The 25468-nt window shown below is 47.8% G+C and carries 19 protein-coding genes; 14 read left to right on the top strand and 5 right to left on the bottom strand.

Features of this window, described 5'->3' with window-relative positions; all coding sequences use genetic code 11:
• Positions 1 to 15: 15 nt before the first annotated feature.
• The 11 genes from HP548_RS13040 to HP548_RS12990 all read left to right on the top strand — a co-directional run bounded on the left by HP548_RS13040 (position 16) and on the right by HP548_RS12990 (position 13595).
• Positions 16 to 1818 carry an RNA polymerase sigma factor gene (locus HP548_RS13040; RefSeq protein ID WP_175381909.1) on the top strand — a complete coding sequence of 601 codons (1803 nt, stop codon included), beginning with the start codon at positions 16 to 18 and terminating at the stop codon, positions 1816 to 1818.
• 684 nt (positions 1819 to 2502) lie between these two features.
• Positions 2503 to 2949 carry a DUF1641 domain-containing protein gene (locus HP548_RS13035; protein WP_024629786.1) on the top strand — a complete coding sequence of 149 codons (447 nt, stop codon included), beginning with the start codon at positions 2503 to 2505 and terminating at the stop codon, positions 2947 to 2949.
• A gap of 23 nt (positions 2950 to 2972) precedes the next feature.
• Entirely contained in the window at positions 2973 to 4154 is a 1182-nt protein-coding gene (locus HP548_RS13030) for an NAD(P)/FAD-dependent oxidoreductase (RefSeq protein WP_076287362.1), read from the top strand.
• 338 nt (positions 4155 to 4492) lie between these two features.
• Positions 4493 to 5137: an SDR family oxidoreductase gene (locus HP548_RS13025; protein ID WP_076287363.1), complete on the top strand. Its 645-nt coding sequence runs from the start codon at positions 4493 to 4495 to the stop codon at positions 5135 to 5137.
• Positions 5138 to 5191: 54 nt separating this feature from the next.
• Positions 5192 to 5941 (top strand): response regulator transcription factor, encoded by a 750-nt coding sequence (locus HP548_RS13020; protein WP_099857956.1) that lies wholly within the window; start codon positions 5192 to 5194, stop codon positions 5939 to 5941.
• Complete coding sequence (locus HP548_RS13015; RefSeq protein WP_175381908.1) at positions 5938 to 7314, top strand: sensor histidine kinase; 1377 nt, start codon at positions 5938 to 5940, stop codon at positions 7312 to 7314. The genes HP548_RS13020 and HP548_RS13015 overlap by 4 nt, the downstream gene beginning before the upstream one ends.
• A gap of 78 nt (positions 7315 to 7392) precedes the next feature.
• The gene (locus HP548_RS13010) at positions 7393 to 8190 is read left to right on the top strand and encodes a PepSY domain-containing protein (RefSeq protein WP_175381907.1); all 798 of its coding nucleotides are present in this window, start codon (positions 7393 to 7395) and stop codon (positions 8188 to 8190) included.
• 138 nt (positions 8191 to 8328) lie between these two features.
• Entirely contained in the window at positions 8329 to 8955 is a 627-nt protein-coding gene (locus HP548_RS13005; RefSeq protein WP_175381906.1) for a PepSY domain-containing protein, read from the top strand.
• A 287-nt stretch (positions 8956 to 9242) separates the two neighbouring features.
• The gene (locus tag HP548_RS13000) at positions 9243 to 10745 is read left to right on the top strand and encodes an RICIN domain-containing protein (RefSeq protein WP_175381905.1); all 1503 of its coding nucleotides are present in this window, start codon (positions 9243 to 9245) and stop codon (positions 10743 to 10745) included.
• A gap of 401 nt (positions 10746 to 11146) precedes the next feature.
• Positions 11147 to 11932 (top strand): ABC transporter ATP-binding protein, encoded by a 786-nt coding sequence (locus HP548_RS12995; RefSeq protein WP_076287368.1) that lies wholly within the window; start codon positions 11147 to 11149, stop codon positions 11930 to 11932.
• A 1-nt stretch (position 11933) separates the two neighbouring features.
• On the top strand, positions 11934 to 13595 hold the full coding sequence (locus HP548_RS12990; RefSeq protein ID WP_175381904.1) for a hypothetical protein: 1662 nt from the start codon (positions 11934 to 11936) through the stop codon (positions 13593 to 13595).
• Positions 13596 to 13856: 261 nt separating this feature from the next.
• On the opposite strand, the gene HP548_RS33720 is transcribed toward HP548_RS12990, so the two are convergent.
• Positions 13857 to 15074: a Glu/Leu/Phe/Val dehydrogenase family protein gene (locus HP548_RS33720; protein WP_175381903.1), complete on the bottom strand. Its 1218-nt coding sequence runs from the start codon at positions 15072 to 15074 to the stop codon at positions 13857 to 13859.
• A 332-nt stretch (positions 15075 to 15406) separates the two neighbouring features.
• On the opposite strand from HP548_RS33720, the gene HP548_RS12980 reads away from it, so the two are divergent.
• Positions 15407 to 15922, top strand: coding sequence for a DUF2179 domain-containing protein (locus tag HP548_RS12980; RefSeq protein WP_076287701.1), 516 nt, complete (start codon positions 15407 to 15409; stop codon positions 15920 to 15922).
• Between the two features lie 270 nt (positions 15923 to 16192).
• Here the strand turns inward: HP548_RS12980 and HP548_RS12975 are convergent, their stop codons facing one another.
• Positions 16193 to 18178, bottom strand: a complete 1986-nt coding sequence (locus HP548_RS12975) for a stalk domain-containing protein (protein WP_175381902.1) — start codon at positions 18176 to 18178, stop codon at positions 16193 to 16195.
• A gap of 350 nt (positions 18179 to 18528) precedes the next feature.
• Here HP548_RS12975 and HP548_RS12970 point away from each other — a divergent pair, with 350 nt between their 5' ends.
• Complete coding sequence (locus HP548_RS12970) at positions 18529 to 19956, top strand: pectate lyase family protein (RefSeq protein ID WP_175381901.1); 1428 nt, start codon at positions 18529 to 18531, stop codon at positions 19954 to 19956.
• Positions 19957 to 20113: 157 nt separating this feature from the next.
• On the opposite strand, the gene HP548_RS12965 is transcribed toward HP548_RS12970, so the two are convergent.
• The 3 genes from HP548_RS12965 to HP548_RS12955 form a co-directional block, all read right to left on the bottom strand.
• A complete protein-coding gene (locus HP548_RS12965; RefSeq protein ID WP_076287374.1) occupies positions 20114 to 21127 on the bottom strand; it encodes a substrate-binding domain-containing protein in 1014 nt (337 codons plus the stop codon).
• A gap of 204 nt (positions 21128 to 21331) precedes the next feature.
• A complete protein-coding gene (locus HP548_RS12960; RefSeq protein WP_175381900.1) occupies positions 21332 to 22516 on the bottom strand; it encodes a glycoside hydrolase family 130 protein in 1185 nt (394 codons plus the stop codon).
• A gap of 2 nt (positions 22517 to 22518) precedes the next feature.
• On the bottom strand, positions 22519 to 23691 hold the full coding sequence (locus tag HP548_RS12955; protein ID WP_409347655.1) for an AGE family epimerase/isomerase: 1173 nt from the start codon (positions 23689 to 23691) through the stop codon (positions 22519 to 22521).
• Positions 23692 to 23923: 232 nt separating this feature from the next.
• Here HP548_RS12955 and HP548_RS12950 point away from each other — a divergent pair, with 232 nt between their 5' ends.
• Positions 23924 to 25237, top strand: coding sequence for an extracellular solute-binding protein (locus HP548_RS12950; protein WP_175381898.1), 1314 nt, complete (start codon positions 23924 to 23926; stop codon positions 25235 to 25237).
• Positions 25238 to 25468: the final 231 nt, after the last annotated feature.

Genomic DNA, 25468 nt, shown 5'->3' with positions numbered 1-25468 from the left:
AGAAAGGAAAATCACATGGACGAATTAACTGTTAATCATCGCCATATCAGCTCAGGGCAAGATGAAACATTCGAGAATCGGCAAAAGGAGTCGGACATTGCGCTTATCCAACGAGCCCAAACTGGGGATACAGAGGCCTTTGGTGAGTTGATTCACCGTTACCGCGGACAATTGTTCCGTTATGTGCGAGCACTTACGCATGATTCTTATCTCGCAGAAGACATTTTACAGGATGGGCTTATTCGTGCGTTCATTCATATGAGACAGCTTCAGAATGCTGACCGTTTTATGGCCTGGATGCAGCGCATTGTGCGTAATCAGGCGTATTCACATATGCAGCGCCGAGAGCAGCAGCGGGAACAACATTTTTCTTCGTTCTTTGCATTTGGATTTGGAGCCGATGATGCCTCGTGGAGCGATCAAGACTCGCTCGACATGACGCTGAACCATCTTCTGAACGACGCCGAGCGGAGATCGCAGGAAACAGGCTATGATCCATATCAAGCTGTTGCTCAGCAGGAAATGAGGAACAATCTCCACAAGCTGCTAGGTTGTCTGAATGAGAGAGAGCAACAGGTCTTTGCATCGTATTGGATGGAGCAGCTGTCGCCGCAGGAAATTGCCTGCAAATTCAATCTGACAAGTGCTAATGTGTATCAAATTCTGTCCCGTTCACGTAAAAAAGTGTCGCAGCTTCATATTCATTTATCTGTAGAAGAAATGCTGGCAGAGTGGCATTCAATCGGACAAAATCGATTGATTTTGGAGGAACCCCTTTCATTTCGAGCTCCCCAAACCTGGAACTCGGCAGCAGCATCCATTCACGAGATGTTAGGTTATATCGGTTCATCTCCATCTCTCCCCATGGTTATGGGGATGATTGGACTTTCTTTTCGTCTGACCATCCTGCCTCAGGACATACATATCGCTGGCCCCACCGCCTATAACTTCAAAGAGGTGCTTACCCGAGGATTGCACCATATGGGTTATCGTTCCCATGCGGTTGAGGCTTTGGCGAGCGAAGCGGGGCTCAATGCCAATCTGGTCGATCCTTCGATGCTAGAGGAGAAAGCGAAAGGGAAAAGGTTGCTAAATCCAAGGCTAGTTCGGGCCCTCTCCCTGATTCGTTACTCCATTCATCGGGGAATTCCGGCCGTCGTATGGGACCTGAATATTCCCGAATTCGGATTGATCTATGGCTATGATGATGCAGTTCGAACCTTATACGGTACAGATTTCATTAAATCAGGAACAATTCCCTATGATCATGTAGGGCGGGGTGTGAATCAGGAAGTATTTGTACTGACAGCGGAATCAGATGGCATGATACGAGAAATGAACCTGCGCGCAGCACTGACAGATGTTTTGGCTCATTATCGTGGGGAGGACCCGTATACCTTGCCGAACACGGTCAGTGGTCTGGCTGCCTATTCGGTCTGGAGAGAAGCCCTAGAATATAGACGGGTAGAACCGAACGGTCATGCCTATAACCTTGCGGTTTTGTGGGATGCAAGACGTTATGCAAGTGAGTTTTTCAAAGTACTTTCTGTAAAGTGGGCTTCGACTCCCCTCCATTCCAGCTTGATTCCACTCTGTCTTCAGGCGGAAGAGTTATATCGAAACATGTCCCAAAGGTTAAATATGCTCAAGCAGTGTTTTCCTTTTCCAGATGGAGGACTGCCTAATGAGAAGCTTCATGCCGATCAGGCTATCTCGATACTTCTGGAGGTGGAGGAATTGGAGCGGGCTGCTGTCATTGTAATACAAGCGTTGCTTGAAGAAATGGATCAGCATTCCCCAGAAATGGTTATGGTGTGACCTACATGTAACGATCAGATCAGGCAAACAGTGAAAGAAATATCAGAAGGCCGGACGATCCGTCAGGCCTTCTTTCTGACTTTTTTGCTTTCATGCCCGGATAGGTTCATACTTGAACAAGAAATGATGTCATTTCAGGAATAAGGCTGCACCCCTAGCTGCATAATAACGACAGTGACCAATTTCGTTGCATGAAATTCATGGTTTTGGAAAACAATTCCTGTAAAATTCAGTTGAAAAAATCCTTCCTTGTGTACATATCGCACATATGGTCATATGGGGTCTTGTCTTCATACCACATGTGGTAGGATTACGGATCTGGGACAGGAGAATAATCGATTTTAAACCGACCGCAATGCTTGACAAAAAAATCGATTTTGTTACAATGTTCACAATATCTTCACAAGTGTAAAAAATTTCTTTTTCATGTTCATGTGTAAGAGGTGTAATATAGGGGTATAGAGTTCGGTTTCGGCCTGCTTGTCGTTTTGCGTCAACACATGTTGTCCGCAATAGACCCAAGATACAATACACGATGTGGGAACGGCCCTTGGGCTATGCTCATTCTATTGTGTGAAATTTGGTACATTTAGTTGTATTGGATGTATTTGTGGTTCGGCTCTGCTTGACAGGCATCATGAAAGTCGCGGACTTCTATCCCAAAGTAAAGGAGGACTTTCTCTTATGTCACAATCGCCTACTCAACAAGAGGTGCCGGTTACAGAAGGTGCCGACGTTTCCCAACGCCAGTCCTTGGACGTACTGGATCAATTGATGAAGCCTGAGGTACAGGAGTCTCTGACCGTTCTGGTGGAGAACCTGCCTAAACTGGCTGAAATGGTCACTGCAATGACCAAAGCTTATGACTTTGCACAAAGCGTAGCTACAGACAAAGTTCTGATCAGCGACACAATGAGCGCAATGGGCGAGTTTGCTAAACCTGTTGTAGACAAAGCTAAAGGTGTAGCTTCTGCTGCCATCGAAGCAAGTGATCGTGCGCAAGCCGAGCAAACTTCGGTTGGTTTGTTCGCTATGCTCAAAATGCTTAAAGATCCAAACGTACAACAAACGCTGCGTTTTGCTCAATCATTCCTGAGCATCCTGAACGAGCGTCAACAACAGCAACGTTAAGATTAGAAGAACGGAGGATGGATATGTCGAAGCAAATTTTGATCTTGGGCGGAGGTTACGGTGGTCTGTTGACTGCGCTGACTGCGCGTCAATACCTGACACCGGAAGAAGCGACTATTACAGTCGTGAACCGTTACCCTACGCACCAAATTATTACGGAACTGCACCGTCTTGCAGCAGGAAGCATTGCTGAAAAAGCAGTTGCCCTTCCACTCGAAAAATTGCTGAGTGGTAAAAATGTGAACTTGAAAATCGATACGGTGGATACAATCAAGCCGGACGAGAAAAAAGTTCTCATGACCAGCGGTTCTACTTACTCTTACGATGCACTCGTTGTTGCCTTGGGCAGTGAAACGGCATTCTTCGGAATTCCGGGATTGCAGGAGTACAGCTTCACGCTGAAATCCGTTAGCGATGCTAACCGCATTCGTGCACACGTGGAAGCTCGTTTGGATGCTTACAAACAATCCGGCAACAAAGCAGACGCTACGTTTGTTATCGGTGGCGGTGGTTTGACAGGTATCGAGCTTGTTGGTGAATTCGCTGACCTTCTTCCGGCTGTATGCCAAGAAAAAGGTATCGACTTCAAAGAAGTTTCCCTGTACACGGTTGAAGCAGGTCCTTCCATCCTGGCAGGATTCCCGCCAGAACTGGTTGAGCGTGCAAAATCGAGTCTGGAAAAACGTGGCGTTAACTTCATCGTTGGCGTAGCGATTACCGAAATGAAAGAAAATGAAGTTCTGCTGAAAGACGGAAGCTCGATCCCTACGAACACACTCGTATGGACAGGCGGCGTTCAAGGTAATGCAGTTGTTGCCAACAGCGGAATTGAAGTGGATCGTGGCCGTGCGAAAGTTACGGAAGTACTGCAATCCACATCCCATAAAGACGTGTTTGTTGCTGGTGACAGCGCAGTGGTCTTCCCTAGCGAAGGCGCTCGTCCATACCCTCCAACAGCACAATTGGCTTGGCAAATGGGTGAAACTATTGGTCACAACTTGGGCGTAATGTTCAAAGGTGGCGCAATGGAATCCTTCACACCAGTATTCTCCGGTACACTGGGAAGTCTGGGTCGTAAGGATGCTGTCGGCATGATCGGTGGCAACCAGACTCGTCTGAAAGGTCTGCCAGCAACCATGATGAAAGAAGCAAGTAACATCCGTTACCTTGCTCATATTCACGGCTTGTTTGCACTGGCTTACTAATACCTGTATGCCATGCAACAGAAAGGCACCCCATTTGGGGTGCCTTTTTTTATTTTTAACCAGCATCCGTTTGGCATAGGGGCTAAGTTCCATGAAGTGAATGCGGAAGTATAACCGTTGTTATCAGATATATATTGAAGAAAAAAGTGCTCGGTATAACCGTATAGGGTGTATGGTATATTAAAGGAAAGACATGTTATCCGCATCTTGCCAGATGCGCTGAACGGTAGTAATACATAGCAGCCGGCGCTTAGAAGCGTCGGCTTTCGTTTAAATTAAAGACAAGTCTGTTTTATAAAAGCTAGCTTATAAAAGGAAAACCGAGAGGAGAATGACATATGAACGTATTAGTCATTGGAGCGAACGGACAAATCGGCAAATTTCTGGTGCAGCAACTGGTGGAGGAAGGGAAACATCAGGTCACCGCGATGATTCGCAAACCGGAGCAGGCAGACCTACTTAAGCAGCTTGGTGCCAATGTCGTAATTGGCGATTTGGAAGGCGGCGTGGATGATCTAGCCGAGGCAATGAAAGATCACAATGCCATTGTATTTACAGCGGGTTCCGGTGGATCTACGGGCGAAGACAAAACATTGCTCATTGATCTCGATGGTGCAGTGAAAACAATGGAGGCTGCACAGCAGCAGGGAATTACCAGATATATTTTGGTCAGTGCGTTTGGGGCAGATCAACGGGAGAAATGGTCGGACGCCATTAAGCCGTATTACGTGGCGAAGCATTATGCTGATCGGGCGTTGTTCGCAAGTGATCTGAATTACACCATTATCCGTCCTGGCGGTTTGAAAAATGAACCGGGCACCGGCAAAATCTCTGTAGGAACAGATCTGAAACCGGGAAGTATTCCACGTGAAGACGTGGCTCGTGTCATCGCTGCTTCCCTCCAGGAGGAGAAGACGTATCGAATGGCTTTTGATCTGATTGCTGGGGATGACTTGGTAGAGGATGCCTTAGGTAAATTGTAATTCGTATTGTAATATAACGGGAGAATGGAATGACGGAATGAGGGGGAGCTCTGCATGAATGAAGCCGTGCTGGTGATCGAGGATGAGCCCAAAATTGCACGCCTGCTTGAACTGGAATTACAGTATGAGGGATATCAGGTAGGCAAGGCAGGCAGCGGAACGGAAGGGCTGGAGATGTATGGGGACGGGCAATGGGATCTGATTCTGCTGGATATTATGCTGCCGGGTCTGAGTGGGATTGAAGTGCTGCGGCGGATACGTGCCAAAGATGCGACCGTGCCCATACTGATGCTCACAGCCAAAGACTCTGTGGAAGACAAAGTCTCGGGACTCGATCTCGGAGCTAACGATTACATTACAAAACCGTTCCAGATTGAAGAACTGCTCGCGAGAGTGCGTGCTGCACTGCGCCTGAGTGCTGCATCGGCTGCTGCTCATTCTTCTTCTTCGGTTCCACGGGACACGGCGCAATCATCAGAGCACACGGCGGAGAGTGAGACAGGCTGGCTCACCGCAGGTGGATTGAAGCTGAATGAAGGAACCCGTGAGGTATCCAGGGATGGTCAATCGATTGAGCTTACCCCGCGTGAGTTCGATCTATTGGTGTATCTGCTGCAAAACCAGCGCCAGGTGCTGAGCCGGGATCAGATTGTTCAGGCCGTCTGGGGATACGATTATTATGGAGATACCAATGTGGTGGATGTGTATATCCGTTATGTGCGCAAAAAGGTCGATAACGGATTCACACCACCCTTAATACATACCGTTCGGGGTGTTGGTTACGTCCTGAAGGAGCAAGTATGAGCCTGCGCAGCAAAATCTACGGATACTCGTCCGTATTGTTCGCCGTGCTGCTGATTGCCGTCAACCTGTCGGTGTATATCGTGTTTGAACGAATGTCGATCGATAACGAGATCAAGCGGGTAGAGGCTGAGGCCGAGTCTATTGTAAAAGGAGTGCGCCAGTCTGCCGGTTCCATTCCGCCGGACGACTTGCTCCGGGCCTACGCGCCGCTGGACGGCATGCTGCGGATCGTCAATGAAGACGGCACCAGCTCCCCACCGGTGACGACCTCGGCTGAGGAGCAACTGAGCAAGCTATCCTACAAGTACGAAAGCGAAAAAAAATCCGAGTATACCCAAGTTGAGCAAATCGGTTATGTCTGGGTCTCTGTTCCAGTGATCTGGCCGGACGGAGAAGTGGTGAATCTACAAGTCACCGAGAGCATTGAGGATACCGAGAATCGCCTGTCTGTGCTTCGTACGGTTCTTGTTGCCGTGACCATCATCGCGCTGATTCCGGCCATCATCTCCAGCCGTATTCTGGCGAACCGGATGACACGGCCGATCCAGCAGATGACACGTACGATGAGTGATATCCAGTCGAGCGGTCAGTTCAAGCGGCTTCCCCTCGACGAAAAATCCAAGGACGAGCTGAAAACGATGGGGCAGACGTTCAACCGCATGATGGATCTGCTCGAATCCAACTTCGAGCGGCAGGAGCGCTTTGTTTCCGATGCTTCTCATGAACTGAAAACGCCACTTACCATCATTGAAAGTTATGCCAGTCTGCTGCAACGAAGGGGCAAGGAACGACCCGAAGTATTCGATGAGGCGGTAGAAGCGATTCTATCCGAATCCGTGCGCATGCGAGAGATGACCGAGCAGCTGCTATTGCTGGCAAAGCAGCCAGAGCAGTGGAATGTACAGCTGGAGCGGGTGGATATCACCCGGCTTGCGCTGGATTCCACACGTGCATTTCGCGAAGCCTATCATCGGGAAGTCCACTGTGATGATCCAGGCAGGATATGGGCGATTAGCGATGTGAGCAAGCTGAAGCAGCTGCTTTTTATTTTGCTGGACAATGCTCGTAAGTATAGTGAAGATGCTATTGAAGTGCGGCTGGAGGCAAAGGGGCAGGAATGTCGGATACGTATTGTGGATAAGGGGATCGGCATGCGTGAAGAGGAATTGTCCAAGGTGTTTGACCGGTTCTATCGCGTTGATCAGGCCAGAACACGCAGCGACGGAGCAAGCGGTTCGGGCTTGGGACTGTCCCTGGCCAAAGATATCGCAGAAGCCGTGGGCGCACGTATTGAACTGAGCAGCACCGAGGGCAGGGGAACCGAGGCTTCCATTATTTTGCCCACATCCGTACAGAACGGGTCACTCTCATGAAAATCTCATTCTTCTCTTATATACTGGTGAACACGGTACAATTTCGGATCATAAGAGAGTACGTAAGGGGGAACCATGATGGAAGAGCATGAGGGGCGTCCGGAAATGAAACGGGAAAAACAACGACGCAAAGGATGGGCAAAGCCGAGACGTTCATTTTGGTGGGGTGTGGGGCTACTGGCTCTCCTTGTCGTTATAGTGGTCATGTGGTGGAAGCCATGGCAATCAGACCGCGTGATGTTAACAGCAGATGCAGCCGCCCAATCGGTCTTGGATCAATATCCGGGAGAAATCGTGAATTCCACGTTGAAGGACGGAACCTACATCATGCAGCTCCGCTCAGAAACCGGACTGTATGACGTACAAGTTGATGCGGTTACGGCAACTGTGAATTCCATTAAACGGCTGGAGTCCAACCCACAAGCCGAGGAGAAGACGTTATGGAGCCGGGAACAAATCAAGACGGAATTGCTGAAACAAACGGATGCCGAACTGGTGTCGCTTGAACTTGTCGAGCAGCAGGGAATCCCGGTGTATCTGGCGGTATTTAAGATGAAGGACAATACTCGGGAGCAATGGACCATCGATCCCTATACCGGAGAGAAACAGTCTTCAAAGACGCTGGAATCCTCTTCACCCGACCCGACGACAGGGGAAGGCACTAAGACTTCATTTCTGAGCGAGAAAGAAGCAGAGCAGAAGGCGCTGGCTAGGATTTCTGGTGAAGTGGATGATATCGAACTCCGTGGAACGAATAGTGGCAATCCGTATTATCTGGTTGAAATTGACCTGGAAGACGGCCGTGAGGCTATTGTGCAGGTGAATGCCATTTCAGGCGCGATTCGTTCGGTCACTTGGGATGATGACGATGATTAAAGGTATAGAAGCCATTCTGTGAGGTTCTCACTCATTTTCTCATCAAATTCTAATCTAACTCTCGCTGAACTCTCATTCGTACAGGTTATTCTATAACTGTAGACGAGAACGAGAACAACAACGAGGAGATGAATGATGATGATGAACAAACATAAACTATGGATTGGCAGCTTGTCGGCAGCGGTGTTGCTCGGAGGATCAGCCGCTCTGGCTAGTGGGAGTGTAAACGGACAATCGGTACAGCCTACGCAAACGTCCACTACACAATCAGTAACACAGACCCAGAACGCAGGTAAATTGCTGACGGTCGCACAGGCAAAAGAAGCAGCCTTGAAAGCAACGGATGGTAAAGTGGATGATGTGGATCTGGAGCGCAGAAACGGCCAAACGTTCTATGAAGTTGAAATCGATAAAAAAGGTAGTAATGATGTTGTCGTTCGTTTGGATGCTTACACAGGTAAAATCCTTGCAGTAGTCGATGATGAAGATTACGATGACGACGATGATTATAATGGGACTGTGGCAGGTACTTCTTCTAATCAAGCTGCTTCAAAACAGGTTAAACTGACAGAAGCACAAGCTTCGAACATTGCCCTGAAACAGGTGACAGGCGGAAAAGTAACCGAAATCGAACTGGATCATGATAACGGCCGTTATGTTTATGAAGTGGAACTGAGAACAGCAAACGGTGAAGCCGATGTAGACGTCGATGCCAATACAGGCAAAGTGCTTTCGTTTGACCAGGATTTTGACGACGAAGATTAAGAAATAACATATATTATAGGGATTTGGCTTGTGTATAACAGAGGACGCTTCGGATGAAGCGTCTTTTTGCTGTTCGCTCCATAAGTTCAGTGTTTAATCGTACATGTTCCGCCGTATTGTTCACTATTCGAGCAGGAGGATCGTGGATACAATCGTAATCAGGAGGTGAGTGCCGAGCCAGTCTGAGTAACGGTAATCTATGAAATGCATCATCGATCGGAGGAAGAAGAGACGTATCGATTTTATTGTAAGCGCTTTATAAATAAATTACGGAGGTGTATTGTTCTATGAATGAGTATTGGTTGGAAAAGAAAACAAATTCGCATCGCTTCATTCGTCGCCTTTGTTATCTGCTCGCTCTAATCTTGGCGCTACAATCGCTAGGTATGCTGGTCGCTCCAGGACAACAGGCTTCCGCTGCTTCACTCAGTGTGACCAATGGGGTACAGTTCAAGGATACAAACGGCAATGTCATTCATGCCCATGGGGGCGGGATGATTAAGGCTAACGGGTATTATTATTGGTTTGGAGAGAACCGCAATCCTAATGGAACGTTCAAGGCGGTTTCCGTATATCGTTCAGCAGATCTGAAAAACTGGGAGTATCGCAATGATGTGCTTACCAGCAGCTCGGCTGCCGAGCTGAACATTTCCAACATCGAACGCCCGAAAGTCATTTATAACAGTGCCACAGGCAAGTATGTTCTTTGGATGCATAAGGAAAACGGGGTTGACTATGGTGAAGCGAGAGTGGCGGTAGCGACCTCAAGTACAGTGGATGGCAATTATACGTATGTGGGCAGCTATCGTCCGCTTGGCTATGATTCGAGAGACATGACGGTATTCAACGACAACGGAACGGCTTATCTCATCTCGGCGACCAAAGTGAATGCTGACCTGAATATCTACAAGCTGACTCCTGATTTTCTCGGTGTGGAATCGCTCGTAACGACGCTATGGCCGGGTCAGTATCGTGAGGCACCTGCCATGTTTAAAAAGGGTGGCGTCTACTTCCTGATCACATCCGGGGCTACGGGATGGAATCCGAATCAAGCCAAGTATGCAACGGCTACCAGCATAACTGGCACGTGGAGCGGCCTGAGCAACTTTGGGGATAGTACAACCTATGGTTCCCAATCGGCGTATGTGCTTCCCGTGGAAGGCTCACAGACAACATCCTATCTCTACATGGGCGATCGCTGGGCGGGCGCCTGGAGCGGGCCAGTGCAGGACTCCAAGTATGTGTGGTTACCGTTGTCTTTCCCTAGTGCAACCAGTCTGGCAATGAACTGGGCAAGCACGGTTACCATCGATGCAGCCACGGGTTCCGTAACCGGAGTGGATAACACTAACGTATGGGACCCGAATGCTTCGTATCAGTTGATTAGTCGCAAAAGCAATAAATTGCTTAATGTCATCGGTGGTTCTGCGGATAATGGTGCCGATCTGGAGCAGCGGGCAGACAGTGGCACAACCAGTCAGCAGTGGCAGATCACGGATGCAGGTGGCGGTTATGTCAAAATCATTAATCGTTCAAGCGGTAAGCTGATCGGTGTAGAGAATGGCTCTACTGCAGATGGAGCTGTTATTGAACAGTGGAACGATGGCGGCTGGGCCAGTCAGCAATGGCAGTTGGTTAGTATGGGCGGTGGTTATTATAGATTGAAAAACCGCAGCACAGGCAAGGTACTTGATATTTCGGGACAATCCCTGGCAGACGGGGCAGCTGCAATCCAGTGGACAGATAATGGTGGTACGAATCAGCAATTCCAGATTGTTAAGGTTCAATAAAGATTTATTGTTTTGTTATCGACATTAATCTCTGGGTTGCTAGGCTATCTAACCTATAGATTATTATTGAAAAATAGAGCAGGGATTATTGTGACGTTGATATCATCCGCGTTTATAGCTTATACTTTTACAGATTTATATGCTTTTTTTGGGGTGATAGGAGGGGTGCTGTTTTACCTTTTATTAATAAGAATTTCAACTAAATAAAAAAATAATAATTACCAGGCTTAATTAGTGAATTAACAAAAATTGTATTCTGTTTTATAAATTTTGGACCTTTGTTTGCATTTCTTTATGCAGAGCAAAGGTCTTTTAATTTTTCTTTATCCCTCTCTGTTAATCCAATCTGTGGTAAACTAGTAGAATTGTAGAAAAAGTTGAGACAGGGGCTGGATAACGAAGTGAGTGAAAAACAAGTACTGTCAATTGAAGGCTTGCGTATGCGGTATAACGGGCGTTATGTGCTCAATGGGATTGATCTGGAAGTGAATCGGGGCGAGATGATCGGATACATCGGTCCGAACGGTGCGGGTAAAAGTACGACGGTCAAGATTTTGCTCGGACTGGTTGAGGGATATGTGGGTACGGTCCGCATCTTTGGCAAGGATATCGCGGATGGTGACGCGGAATATAAGCGCAGAATCGGTTATGTACCGGAAGTCGCGGAGCTATACGAACAATTAACCCCGGCAGAGTATCTGACCTTTATAGGAGAATTGTACGGATTGTCCTATGAAGATTCCGATTATAAGGCGAAGCAGTTGATGGACTGTTTTGGACTGGAAAAATCATATCATTCCCGCATTGCTACCTTCTCCAAAGGCATGCGTCAGAAAGTGCTGCTGATCTCCGCGCTTCTGCATGACCCGGATCTGTTGTTCCTGGATGAACCACTTAGCGGACTGGACGCTAACAGTGTGATGGTGGTAAAAGAGATTTTGACACAGCTGTCAGCCAAGGGCACAACGATATTCTATTCGTCACACATCATGGATGTGGTGGAGAAGATCAGCAGCCGAATCGTTCTGATTGCCGAAGGACGTGTCATGGCGGATGGTACTTTCAGGCAGCTTCAGCAGCAATCCATGGAAGGCTCACTGGAGGAAGTATTCAACCAACTGACGGGCTTCAATGAGCATCGGGCAATTGCCGAACGTTTTGTGTCTATCGTGCAGGAGGTGTATTGATATGGCGGAATCCTCGGACTTCCGCACGCTGAAGATTCTGGACCGTTTTCGGCCTATTATCGCCAAAACAGGAGCGGATTATGATGTACTGCGTTTGATTCTACGGGTGAAGTTTCAGATGGATCAGCGCAGGGTGCCGACGGTATTGTCAGCGCGTAATGGCAATAAGAAGCAGAAAGAAGGCAACCTGTATCTGCGTTCCCTCTGGTTGTATGCACTGATGGGGCTGATTATGGTTCCGTTTGTTGTCTGGGATACGGGACATTATATGCTTCAGATGGGTCTAGTGACCGCCATGCTGATGTTTATGATCATGACCTCCATGATCTCCGACTTTTCTTCGGTACTGCTTGATATCCGGGATCGTAATATCATCATGACCAAGCCGGTAAATGGACGCACTGTTGGCTTGGCTCGTGCCATTCACGCAGGGGTTTATTTGCTGCTCCTGACAGGCTCTCTGACGGCTGCACCGCTGGTAGCCGGATTGATTGCCCACGGGATCGGCTTTTTCCTGATTTTTCTAGTGGAACTGGTGCTGATTAATATGTTAATTCTGGTGACCACGTCCCTGATCTATCTGTTCATGATGAAGTTTCTGGATGGTGAGAAGCTGAAGGACATGATCAATATGATGCAAATCCTGCTTTCCATCGGGATTGCTGTAGGTTATCAGCTGGTCATACGTTCGTTCAGCATCATCGACTTTAATATGGTGTTCACGCCTGCCTGGTGGCAGTTACTGCTGCCTCCGGTATGGTATGCAGCGGTTTTTGAGCTGCTGTTCGGCGGCGGGGGAGATGCCTGGCTTTATACTTTCTCGGCGTTTGCTGTGATTGTTCCAATGGTCAGTCTGTTGGTGTACGTGAAGCTGATGCCTTCCTTTGAATTGTATTTGGAGAAAATGGCACACGCAGGTCAGGCATCTGGACGAAGACGTGGGGGTTGGGATCGCAACATGGCGAAGGTATTCTCTCGTTCGAGAGAAGAGCAGGCGTGCTTTCGTTTGTCTGCCAGTATGATGCGAAGTGAAAGAGAGTTCAAGCTGAAGGTATACCCGTCGATGGGTTTATCTTTTGTATTGCCCTATGTATTCTGGTTCACTCAATTGCAGAGTTCTTCGTGGGCAGAATTCAGGGAAAGCTCCTTCTTTTACACGCTATATATTTTGCTCTTGCTGATTGTGTCTGTTGTGACCATGCTGAAGTATTCCGGACAATACAAGGCGTTTTGGACCTTCCGGGCAGCCCCTCTGGCCAACGAGAATGTGCTATATAGTGGAGCGCTGAAGGCTTTCTTATGTAATATGTTTCTACCTGTATTTATATTGAACACTATCATATTTGTGTGGACCTTTGGGTTAAGAATTCTTCCTGATCTGATCGTAATATTTTTGGTGGCAACTGCACTTATTCCGCTGTCTGGAAAGTTGTTGATGCGAAAACCGCCGTTCTCCCAATCCTTTAGTGTGGCCGGGCAGAGTGACGGCTGGCTCGTCTTTGCCTTCTTTCCGCTCATGGCACTGTTATGGGGACTACATGTATTCATCCGCACCATACCAGCAGGCATCTGGATCTATATAGCGCTACTAATCGTGATTAATATGCTGTTCTGGACGATGCTGCATCGAGTGAAGCGGGCCGCTGTAATGGTTGAAGGTTAAGGCGGGCGGTAGCAGGTTGAGGTTGCCTGATGAAGTTTAGCAGATGGAATTATGAGAATTATGAAGAAAAGTTGATTAAAGCCAATCCGGTGTTGATGAATCGGATTGGCTTTTTTACGTTTTTTCTAATTCTTTACGTGATGCGATGTACTTTAAAGATGGAGAAAATAAATGATATGCCGAACTGTAACAGTGATCTCGATTCTGGAGCACTTAAAAGATTGGGAGATTGAATTAGTGTGTTAAATCGGTATCGGTATGCTAAGCATGGGGTTTTCCGCTTTGTAGGACAGCTTCTGCCAGCTGATCGGCTGCATCCGCCGTGGAGAGGGCAGATTGCTCTGCTATCGCATAGACCTTGGACAGCGTGCCCGCAATCCCCGCCACCTTTTGGCGGATTAGGTCGGGCCCTGCGCCCTCCAGCTCGTAGGCGGTGCTGATGATTCCGCCTGCATTGAGCACATAGTCAGGCGCGTACAGGATGCCGCGCGCCTGCATGCCGCGAACAACCAGCTCCCGGTGGCTGAGCTGGTTGTTTGCCGCCCCGGCAACGATGGAGCAGCGTAGCTCCTCCACCGTTGCCGGGGTCAGTACGCCCCCAAGGGCACAGGGGGCGTACACCTTGCAGTCAGCGGCGTGAATATGGGCCGGATCGGCCGACATGGCGCCGCTGAACTGCACAAGGGCACGTTGTACACGTTCGGGTACAACGTCTGCCACAATGAGCCGTGCCCCGGCTGCATGCAGGTAACGGCACAGGGCATACCCGACCTTGCCCAGTCCCTGGACGGCAACGGTAATGCCCTGCAAGGCGTCAATGCCTTGGTGACGCAGCGATGTCACAATGCCAGTGTAAACACCGTAGGCGGTCATCTCGGCTGTGAAATCATCTTGTGCACCAAGCGATCCAGTCGTATCTGTCACATGTACCGTCTCCAGCCGGATCTGGTCCATATCTGCCGCCGTAGTGCCCAGATCCAGGCCCGTCACATAACGTCCGTTCAGTCGTTCCAGATAGCGGCCCAGAGAACGGAACGTTTCAGCACGCCGGGAAGCTAACCGGTTGTTTTTGGATGTCGTATCTAACCCCTTATCTAATCCGTTCGATGTATCCTTGCCTTTAATGATGTTCGTATGGGGTCCGACATCCTGTTTGCCTTTTTTGGGATTCAGATGGTTGTCTGGGCTGGCTACGCCCCGTTGGGTGGCCAGTTCGGCGGGCACATCCCACACCACAACTTTGCCCCCGCCATAAGGCAGACCGGAGACTGCCGACTTGTATGTCATGCCCTTTGCGAGTTTGATGGCATCCCGAACCGCTTCTTCCTCCGATGCATACGTCCAGCAGCGGCATCCCCCAAGTGCGGGACCCAGTACTGTGCTATGGATGGCGATGACGGCTTTAAGCCCGCTGCGTGGATCATGGCAAAATATGAGTTCTTCCATACCTTCCCGCTCCATTTCGTGCCACAACTGCATGACAGTTCCCCCTTTTGGTAGCCGTCGTTTCCCGAACCTGTTTGCCTGTATGCCTCAATCTACCTGCTGTTGGTTCAGCATATTCAGTCAAGCCGATTTTCGCCCCTGGGTCTCAGGCCGGGTTGATAATGCGCAGAAAGGGCTCTATAATGGCAGTTCCGGCAAGGAACTGCAATCCGATTTACGTTCCACCGTTTAAAATGACCTCATAACGTCCAATGATGGAGATAGAGTAAATACAAAGAAGCGTAAATGACATGCAGAGGAAGCGGAAAGAAGGCGTGCATCAAACGGCCCATTCCGTTGTGAAAGTCAGGAAAGAGGGATTGCGATTGTTTAAAATATTGGTATTTATCTTTTTGATCCAGATTGTGTATGTATCTGCCTATACACTTCGGATGATTCTGACGCTCAAAGGACAGAAATATATTGCTGCGCTCATTAGTATGGGCGAAATTGTGATCTACGTACTCGGCCTGAATCTGGTACTCAAATATCTGACCCAGCCGTCTGCGTTAATTGTATATGCCGTTGGTTATGGACTGGGGGTATTGCTGGGTGCCTGGATTGAAGAGAAGATTGCACTCGGTTACGTTACCGTTAAGGTTATTTGTAACCAGATGGGCGGGGATGTAGCGAATGCATTGCGAGATAAAGGTTACGGGGTCACCGCTTGGGTTGGTAGTGGACGAGATGGAGATCGGCTGGTTATGGAGATTTTGGCGAAACGCAAAAACCAGAAACTGCTCTACCAGACGATTCTCGGGTTAGACCCCAAAGCCTTCGTTATTACGGTGGAGCCAAAACAATTCCATGGTGGCTTCTGGACACGTTCTATTAAGCGATAACTTGTAATGATGCAACATGGTAGAATCAAAAAACTCGCCAATGACTTTTCTGGCATCGTTATATTGCATAGTCACTTCTTTAATTTTTTGAATAAGATACACTATTTATCACACCTGTAGGTTATATGTTATGGTTAATGTACCACTTCAGGGTGCATTTATAACCATAAATTTGTGTGCTACCATAACCGCGAACAAAAAGGAATCCCGGCACATCATGTCCGGGATTCCGTTTCATTTATGAATGGGAGAGATCGCACAGCTAACGTATCACTTGTTCAGCGAGAGTACCGAAGCATCTTTGATATCATAGAGAACTCCGTCAGGGGTACTTTTAACGAGTTGGATAATCTGTCTGTAGGCATCACCGTCTGATGGGGCGATGGCATCAAATACAATCTCGTCTGCTTTCAGTTTATCAGCTATTTCTTTAATGCTAAAGGAAGACAAGGGGAGTGACTCATGGACAGGGGCATCGGTAATGAATATAATCCGTTTGGCGTTGTCGCTGCTGAACTCCGAGAGCTTATTAGTAGCTAAGTTAATAGCCTCCAGTCCCGATTCTCTTATATCCCCTCCGCCAGAAGCCACCAATGTATTCAAATCCCCCTTTAACTTATCTTTATCCTGGGTAAAATTAAAGAACTTCAAATTGTAATCGCCATTTCTGTAAATGTTAACGTCCCGATAGGTGATAACCGCAAAATTCGAACCGGCAGGTACGGAATCAACGAAGCTCTTAACCGTTTCTTTGATATAGTCGATCACTTCACCCATACTGGCCGTCACGTCTATAACAAATATAATATCAGACGGAGTATTAATTCCCTTCGATATATTATTTAAAATAGGCGAGGAACTTGAAGACCCAGATTCTGTTGTTTTTGTTGCTCCCGAAGCCGGTTCTTCGCTTTCAGCAGATGTAGGAATGGATGGCTTATTTAGAAAAATGGTAACCGAACCAGCTTCTCCGTGCCACTCTACTTCTCCTCCGAATGCTTCACTGACGAACCGTAGTGGCACCATGGTTACGCCGTTAATGATCTGTGGTTTTGCACTTAAGGTTACAGCGACACCGTTAATGTAGGCAATTTTAGAGCCGATCGTCAGCACGATAGTCCGGCCTTCTCTAATTGCCGTAACCGTTTGAGTGGAACTGTTCCATTTAACATCGGCTCCCAACGATTCGAAGATTCCTCGAAGCGGCACGAGCACACTCCCCTTGAAATTAGTCGGGGGTTGCTTGTAAACCTGCTTCTCACCTTCAATAAACACCTGAATATTCGTAGGCTCATGGTTGATTATAACGAATTGAGGAATAGAAGCAGACAGTTCACCTGACTGATTGGCCGATTTTAGGTAAAAATAATATCCGCCTGTTGGAAGCCCCATCTTTCTTAGTGTGAAACTGAAGGTCTTTCCTGGCTCAATCTTTATTTGCCTAACCACCTGCCCGCTTGCATTTTTCACCATTAAATAGGAGGTGTACCCGGAAACGGAGGCCGATTCAGACAGTTTGATGGTAATGGTATTGCCTGATCTGATCGTAATACTGCCGGGATAGCGCTCTCCTGTTGGAATTTGAACAAGAGGCTCCGATGGTTTGTTTGGAGTTGGACTCGGACTCTCAATCACTTCTTCGGAAGGAGAGGGTTTACTGGAAATAGAAGCCTTAGGGATATAGAAATAGACTTTGGCACCGGAGTGCGGAACCTGCTGTTTTTCGGATAGGGTTACGGTATTCGTTGTTGCGTTGAAGGTAAATCGGGACGTGGCTACCTTCGTTAGGTCAATGGAAAGACTGATCTGTTTGGTTGAATTTAGCGTATAGTTTAACGACACTGGAAAATTCCGTGTGGAGCCATCTCCCTCAGGCAAGGCAAAACCCATATTGGCACCTTCTTCCCACTCAAATCCGGGAATAATGCCGTATTTAATATGAATCTCGGCACCTCTGTCGGGAGCTTTATTGAAGGTGATGCTATAGTTGGCATAATCCACAACATAGTCCTTGGAGTCCACTTCTATCGCATTGACATACAAGCGCAAAGTGGTATTGGATGCGGTCAACTTGTTCTTCGTTGTAAATCCGAAGACGCGGTTTTCTCCATCACCATCTTTTAGAATATTGATTAAATCATCGTGCTCCCTGAATTCAAGGGAATCAGCAGCGTGCACAATTACGCTGTGAAGGCCCAAATTGCCAAAAATAAAAATAGAAATAAACGATATCAAGAGCATCTTTCTAAACTTCATCTGTTTCACTCCATTTTATGTAACTTATAGATAAGTCAGCGGCTGTTTGTCCTATTAATACACTCTATCCACAATGTGGAATTGCCTGCTGCTCTCTTACTTTATCACAGGAAGTAGGACTTAACTATATATATCGGAAATGTAGTCATCCTGAAACCAAGTTAAACCTATACGATTCATAGTTGATTACAGTATAACCTCTTACCAGATTTGGTTTTTCCACATGGATGTGAGATTAAGATTATTGTTGTAATCGCTTTCAAAATATACAGTGAGGACATGTCCTTCATGACACGGTATGGCAGCGAGGGACGAGCCTTATCAATTATGAAATGGGAGGAATGAATGGGATGAAAACAAAATTAAGAAGCTGGTGCAGTGCAGCCGTGGCTGTAACGTTGGGGATCACACTAATGTCGGGTCCTGCAAGTGTGCAGGCAGCAGGGAATGCAGATTACAATCTCACGGGATTCTCCCAAGGTAACACGGGCGGTGGCATCATCAGTGAGTCGAACACGTCCACGTATAAGAAGGTATACAATGCGACTGAACTGGCACTGGCGTTGAAGAAGAACTCCGGCGTCAAAGTGGTGGAGATTATGAATGATTTGAATCTAGGGTGGAACGAAATTCCGAGTGCCGCGCAGACATCACCTTTTGCCAAACACAATGATGCCTTAACGCATCCTGTATTGAAACAGACTGGCGTAAGCAAGATTACAATTGACGGTTTTAATGGACTCACTATTTTCTCCGCTAACGGTTCCAAAATCAAACATGCTGCCATTAGCGTCAAACGCAGTTCCAACGTTATTATCCGCAACCTCGAATTCGATGAATTATGGGAATGGGATGAAGCGACCAAAGGTGACTACGACAAAAACGACTGGGATTACATCACTCTTGAGGAGAACAGCAACGTATGGATTGATCACTGTACCTTTAATAAAGCCTATGACGGGCTTGTCGATTCGAAAAAAGGAACAAGCGGTGTGACCATTTCCTGGTCTCTCTTCAAAGGCGATGACGGCAGCTCAAACAGCTGGGTTACTCAGCAGATTAACGAGTTGGAAGCAAACAAGGCTTCCTATCCGATGTACAACTACCTGCGCAGCAGCGCGGTTGGGCTCAGCAAAGCCGATATCATTGCCATTTCGTCTCCTCAGAAAAAAGGTCATCTGGTGGGCTCGACCAGCTTCGAATCAGCCAACGCCAATCTTTCCATGACCCTGCACCATAATCTGTACAAGGATATCCAGGATCGGATGCCACGTCTGCGCGGAGGTAATGCGCATGCCTACAATATTGTGATGGATGCGACAGGGGCGCGTGCGGCCAAATCCAGAATCACTTCTGCGATGGCAACGGCAATTTCGTCCAAAGGGTATCATTTTGATATCATTGGCAATGGAGCTATTTCCACTGAAGATGGTGCAGTGCTGGTCGAAAAATCGGTGATCAAAGACGTACTGTTCCCGGTCCGCAATAACCAGACGGATCCGGCCGATGCAACGTATACCGGTAAAATTAAGGTGACTGACACGATGTATTCTCTGGATGGAAGCTCATTCCGTGGAAACAGTGATACATCCGGCAGTCCGCTCAGCCCGGTTCCGGCCGCAGTGAAAGCTTTCTCCTGGAACGGATTCTCGGCACTTCCTTACAGCTACACTACCGATGATCCAGCGACGCTGAATGCACGCCTCACCGGTTCAAACGGAGCAGGTGCAGGCAAATTATCCTGGTCCAAAGATAATTGGCTGAAGACGAGTTACTAGGCTGTAACAGGAGTTAGGTTTTTGGAATTGGGTGGAGAGTGGCCGTGATCTATAGTGGTTCCTGACCACTTTCTCTTTTTTTCATAAGCAAAGAGTGCTCCTGCAGCCGTAATGGCCGGGAGCACTCTTTTTGTGGAACAGGGAGTCTAGTTCCTTTTTAGTTAGGTACGTCATCCGAAAGGGCAGGTGCAGCACTCACCGAATCACGATAAATGATATTGCCCTTCACGTGTACGCGGCCGAAGCTGCGACTCGGGTTATCGATCTTTTTGAGCATGGAATGAACCGCAGTACGCGCCATCTGTTCCACATCGACCTCAACCGTTGTTAATTTGGGATCGGAGAGTGTGGCATAGATATCATTATCGAACCCAACCACAGAGCATTGTGCAGGCACCTGAATACCCAGTGAAGTCAGTTTCTGAACGAGCAGATGGGCCACCTGATCACAGTTGCATACAAAAGCCGTAGGCAGCTGAGCTGGCAAATCAATTTCAATAAACGTACCTCGCTCATCGCGGTCATTAAGCACGAGATCCGGATTCATCGGTAACCGATGTTCCAGCAATGATTTGTAGTAACCGAGGAATCGGTCCTGAATGCTGCTTGTAGAATAGAGATTCCCCACATAAGCGATGCGGCGGTGTCCTTGTTGAACAAGAACATTTGTCAGCTCATAAGCAGCGTAAAAGTTATCGGTAACGACAGAGTCGATATCAGAATGCTCATCGTAGAAATCGAGAAACATTTTGGGAACGTCCATCGATTGGACCAGCTCGATATATTCCTTGCTGACTTGTCCCAGCACAATGAAACCATCCACTTTGTTGTCACTATAGAGCTTAGGCAGGATTAATTCCTCTTCGTCCTCCACATTCAGAATATGCAGAATACCGTAGTACCCCTGATCCTCCAGGTGTTTGGTGATGCGCTGAAATACACGTACATAGAACGATTGTGTAGGTCCGGTAAACCGCTCCGGGATAATAACACCAATATTATGAGTCAGGCCTTCCTTCATCGAACGGGCTGCGGCGTTATACCGATAGCCCATCTGAACGGCAAGCACTTTAATTTTTTCCTTCAATTCGCCACTGACGCCATCTTTATCATTTAATGCTTTCGAGACCGTCACACTGCTAACTCCGAGCTTGTCGGCGATATCCCGCATGGTGATATTGTTCTTCAGCTTTGGTCGCCTCCTTCAAGCCGGTTTACGTACAATGTGCTGTCATTATGGTTAGCGCTTCCTTCAAACATAACAACAATCCATATTAGTATACATCGTTACCCACATGGAATAAAGAGATTCTGGTTAGCGCTACGCTAATTTTTCAGCATGCTGCATTTTCCGCCTGAAGGCTGATCTTCGGTTTTAAACCAATTGCTTTTGGAGAAGTTTCTCATTCCACTCAATCAGGTCACCGCGCTGGCTAGCACAATCCAGGGAACGGTACGGATCAGCCGGAGTATTAAAGGTGTAATCGACCAGTTTATCCAGCGTCGTTGTGGCCACATGACAGCGGGTATCGCTGGATGCATAATAAATGAAAACATCACCTTGTTCGTTGACCACCGCGCCGTTGCAGAAAATAACATTGGACACATCGCCCACGCGCTCGTCGTCATAAGGAGCAATGAAATGCCCGCCTGGCTTGGCGATGATGCGTGCCGGATCATTCAGATCCGTGGCGAACGTGTACAGCACGTAACGAAGGCCCGCTGCCGTGTTGCGAACCCCGTGGGCAATGTGAATCCAGCCGCGATCCGTTTTGAGCGGAGCAGGGCCCTGGCCGTTTTTCACTTCGTATACCGTGTGGTATTTCCGTTCATCGATAATCGTCTCTTCCTCAATCACTGGATTCAGAATATCATCGCACAGACCAAAGGCAATCCCGCCGCCGCTGCCTGTGGAGATAAATCCGTCTTGAGGCCGTGTATAGAACGCATATTTACCCTCTACGAATTCTGGATGTAATACAACATTTCGCTGTTGAGGGGAGCTGGTCGTGATGTTGGGCAGACGCTCCCAGCTGAGCAGATCGCGTGTCCGCACAAGCCCAGCCTGGGCTACTGCACTGGATGTATCAAATGCTGGAGCTTCAGGGTCTTTGCGCTCCGAGCAGTAGATACCATAGATCCAGCCATCTTCATGCTGAACCAATCGCATATCATACTGGTTGGTTTCGTCGGCATCGATATCTTCCCACACTAAGGGTTTGCCTGTGAAGCGAAATCCGTCGATACCGTTATCACTCTCAGCTAGGGCGAAGATGGATTTACGGTCCAATCCTTCGGTTCGGATGACCATCACGTATTTGCCATTGAAATAGATGGCCCCCGGATTAAGTGTAGCGTTAATGCCCAGACGCTCCATGAAGTGGGGATTTGTCGTTTCGTCCAGATCAAATCTCCAGTGCAGCGGTACATGATGGCGTGTGATTACCGGATAACGGTACCGATCATATACGCCGTTGTAGAAGGAAGAATCAATCTCATTTTGACGCGTAAGCAGCTGCTCCTGTTGCTCCAATAATTCATTGTATTTGGGGTGTATCATCGTTATCCCATCCTCTCAATTAGTTCAATGCAGAATCGGCTATTGTGATACGGGCATTTCCACGGTCCGGCGATTTCGCTTTGATCCGGTGTGCCGTTTCCGTCTACCGACCAGTACCATTCCCCGCCAGCACGGTGATCGATAATATGTTCCTTCGTATATGTCCACAAGCGTTCCACTCTCTCCAAAAACAAAGGGTCACCTGTACGCTCATAGGCATTATAGAATCCGACCATCGCCTCGGCCTGAACCCACCATATCCGTTTCTCATCCACATGATCGCCCTCTTGTTCATTCATCAGGGAGCCATCGTCCTGTACAGCCACATTGGAAATGTTATAGGCAATATCCGTAACCATCGCGGAATACTCCGGGTGTTTGTCCAAGCCCATCACTTTCAACGTTTCATCGATCAGCCAGCTGGCTTCAATGTCATGCCCGAATGAACGCAGATCGATGATGGATTGCCATTCCTTGTTGAAAAACACCCCGAGAAACTTCGTGTCTTTGTCATACACCCGTTCATATAAGATGCCGAGTAGGCGTTCCAGTGCCGTCTTCACCTGTTGATCTGGCCACACTCGGTAGAGCGTGGTATAGGCCTCCAACACGTGAATATGCGTATTCATCGTATAATCCGCAATCACACCATTCTCGCTCAGCATTTCATTGGGCTGTTCCTTCCAAAGGCGGTCAAATTGTTCCTTATATGCAGGTAGTTCGGCATTCAGCCCTCGATCCTCAATGAGAGCAAAAAGCGTTTTCGCAAGTTCCAAAGCAGATGCATCCCCGGTGGCACGATAGTACTCACTCAATGAGTAGACGCCGAAGGATTGCGTATACACATGTTTGCTTGTGTCCATTGGTTCTCCATTGGCGTGGACCATCCAGTACATGCCGCCATATTCCGTATCCATCACATGATCCACAAGGAAACGGTAAGCATGTTCAGCGTGATCACGCCAGATTTCATTTCCGGTTACCCGGTAGGCAGCTGCAAAGGACCATAATTGTCGTGCCGCGGCGATTCCGCCTTTGGGAGCGAGTGGATCGACCTGAAGGTCATTGCCAACCCAACCATAGAATCCGCCGTTGTTATGATCTTTGAGGGCAGACCAGAATGGCAGAATATGACCTTCCCAGTGTTCTTTTATTTCAGTTTTGATGTCATTGATGTGAGTCATAAGTGAGCGCTCCTTCAAAGTACAGGGATAAAGTTTAATTAGGTTAACGTTAACCTTATTTTATAATACTAGTATCGGGAAAAAGCATTGTCAACGCGTCTGGGGATAAAAACTTGTTGTTAAGTAATAAATAATTTAATTGACAGGTAAGCGTTACCATAATAAAATTCATTTTGTAACCTTAACGATAACTTAAATTAACTTAAGAAAGGGGTCAAATCAATTGAATAAAAACAAAGGTTGGATGGTGCTGCTCACCATGCTGCTCATCACTTCTCTGCTCGCAGCATGTTCTTCTGGAGGTGGATCCTCGCAGGCAGGAGAGGAAATCAGTACAGATCCTGCAGATATCAAGGGCGAGATCACCGTTCTCACGCAGCGTACAGATATTGTTGATACGGTATTTAAAGACTATGCTGCAGAGTTCAATAAGGAATACCCGGATGTCAAAGTAAACTTCCAGGCGCTGGCTGACTATGAGGGACAAGTGAAGATTCGTATGAGCACCAAAGATTATGGTGACGTGCTGATGATCCCCACCAGCGTACCGATTGCGGACATTCCGGACTTTTTCGAACCGTTGGGCACGTACGATGAGTTGAAAGATAAGTACACAGCCATTGAAGAACGTATGGTTGACGGCCAAGTCTATGGTATTCCAACCGTTATCACGTTCTCCGGCATCATCTATAACAAGCAGGTGTTCAAGGACGCTGGCATTGCGGAAGTTCCCAAAACACCTGAGCAATTCCAGGCCGCACTCCAACTGGTGAAAGACAATACAGACGCGATTCCACTGTACACCAACTATGCCTCCGGTTGGGCTTTGACACAATGGGAAGCAGATCTGCCGACGGTTGCAGGCAGTGTGGACTACGTAAACATTGATCAACCGAACACGGATGAAAACTTTGTGGCTGGCAAGCCGCACTATGAATTGTACAAAGTGCTTTATGATGCAGCCAAGAGTGGCCTGATTGAGAAAGATCCGACCACAACCGACTGGGAAAGCTCCAAGGCTGATCTGGCGAACGGGAAAATTGCAACGATGGCGCTTGGATCATGGGCGATTACCCAAATTCAAGGCTTGACGGATACACCAGATAATATCGGATTCTTGCCATTTCCTACGAATGCAAGTGATGTGGTCGTTCCGCTCGCAGCAGACTACAACATCGGCATGAACGTGAACAGCGAGAACAAACCTGCTGCGAAAGCGTGGATTGACTGGTTCCTCGCAATATCAAACTATGCGGTGGAGCAAGGCGGAGGCATGAGCGCAGACAAAAATGCGGAATTGCCACCGATTTTGGATCAATACAATGACGTTACATTCTCCACACTGACTCCTGCCAAAGAAGGACAGGAAGGTCTGGTTGACAAAATCGACAACGAAGGCGAGATTGGCCTCTGGCAGCCTGACTTCAAGAAACGCATTATCGAAGCTGCCATCGGTAATCGCAGCGAATCGTACGACGACATCATGAAGAATCTGAATGACAAATGGGTTAAAGCACGGACAGAAGTCGCGAAATAAACAGATTGCGGGGATACGTCGATCTGTAAAGGTGCTACCTATGTCCGACCACCGCTGACATGCAGCGAGGCACCACGCCTTGGCTGAGGGGAGAGGATTTCCCCTTTTTATACGGCATTTTGCATCTGGATGCAGGATATCGGATGTGAAATGCCACCTTCGGTGGTTGATTACTCAGGCATTTGTGATTTGGACGGGAGTCTTTCGATATAAAAGCGGCAGAACCGCTTG

This window comes from Paenibacillus taichungensis (genome assembly GCF_013359905.1).
GTDB lineage: Bacteria > Bacillota > Bacilli > Paenibacillales > Paenibacillaceae > Paenibacillus > Paenibacillus taichungensis.
This window is presented reverse-complemented; position numbering and strand designations above follow the sequence as displayed.

Coding starts and splice junctions, on each gene's coding strand:
- HP548_RS13000 (WP_175381905.1), top strand. CDS start 9,243: ATGAATGAGTATTGGTTGGAAAAGAAAACAAATTCGCATCGCTTCATT.
- HP548_RS13020 (WP_099857956.1), top strand. CDS start 5,192: ATGAATGAAGCCGTGCTGGTGATCGAGGATGAGCCCAAAATTGCACGC.
- HP548_RS12975 (WP_175381902.1), bottom strand. CDS start 18,178: ATGAAGTTTAGAAAGATGCTCTTGATATCGTTTATTTCTATTTTTATT.
- HP548_RS33720 (WP_175381903.1), bottom strand. CDS start 15,074: ATGCAGTTGTGGCACGAAATGGAGCGGGAAGGTATGGAAGAACTCATA.
- HP548_RS13030 (WP_076287362.1), top strand. CDS start 2,973: ATGTCGAAGCAAATTTTGATCTTGGGCGGAGGTTACGGTGGTCTGTTG.
- HP548_RS13035 (WP_024629786.1), top strand. CDS start 2,503: ATGTCACAATCGCCTACTCAACAAGAGGTGCCGGTTACAGAAGGTGCC.
- HP548_RS12965 (WP_076287374.1), bottom strand. CDS start 21,127: ATGCGGGATATCGCCGACAAGCTCGGAGTTAGCAGTGTGACGGTCTCG.
- HP548_RS13010 (WP_175381907.1), top strand. CDS start 7,393: ATGGAAGAGCATGAGGGGCGTCCGGAAATGAAACGGGAAAAACAACGA.
- HP548_RS13040 (WP_175381909.1), top strand. CDS start 16: ATGGACGAATTAACTGTTAATCATCGCCATATCAGCTCAGGGCAAGAT.
- HP548_RS12970 (WP_175381901.1), top strand. CDS start 18,529: ATGAAAACAAAATTAAGAAGCTGGTGCAGTGCAGCCGTGGCTGTAACG.
- HP548_RS13015 (WP_175381908.1), top strand. CDS start 5,938: ATGAGCCTGCGCAGCAAAATCTACGGATACTCGTCCGTATTGTTCGCC.
- HP548_RS13005 (WP_175381906.1), top strand. CDS start 8,329: ATGATGAACAAACATAAACTATGGATTGGCAGCTTGTCGGCAGCGGTG.
- HP548_RS12990 (WP_175381904.1), top strand. CDS start 11,934: ATGGCGGAATCCTCGGACTTCCGCACGCTGAAGATTCTGGACCGTTTT.
- HP548_RS13025 (WP_076287363.1), top strand. CDS start 4,493: ATGAACGTATTAGTCATTGGAGCGAACGGACAAATCGGCAAATTTCTG.
- HP548_RS12960 (WP_175381900.1), bottom strand. CDS start 22,516: ATGATACACCCCAAATACAATGAATTATTGGAGCAACAGGAGCAGCTG.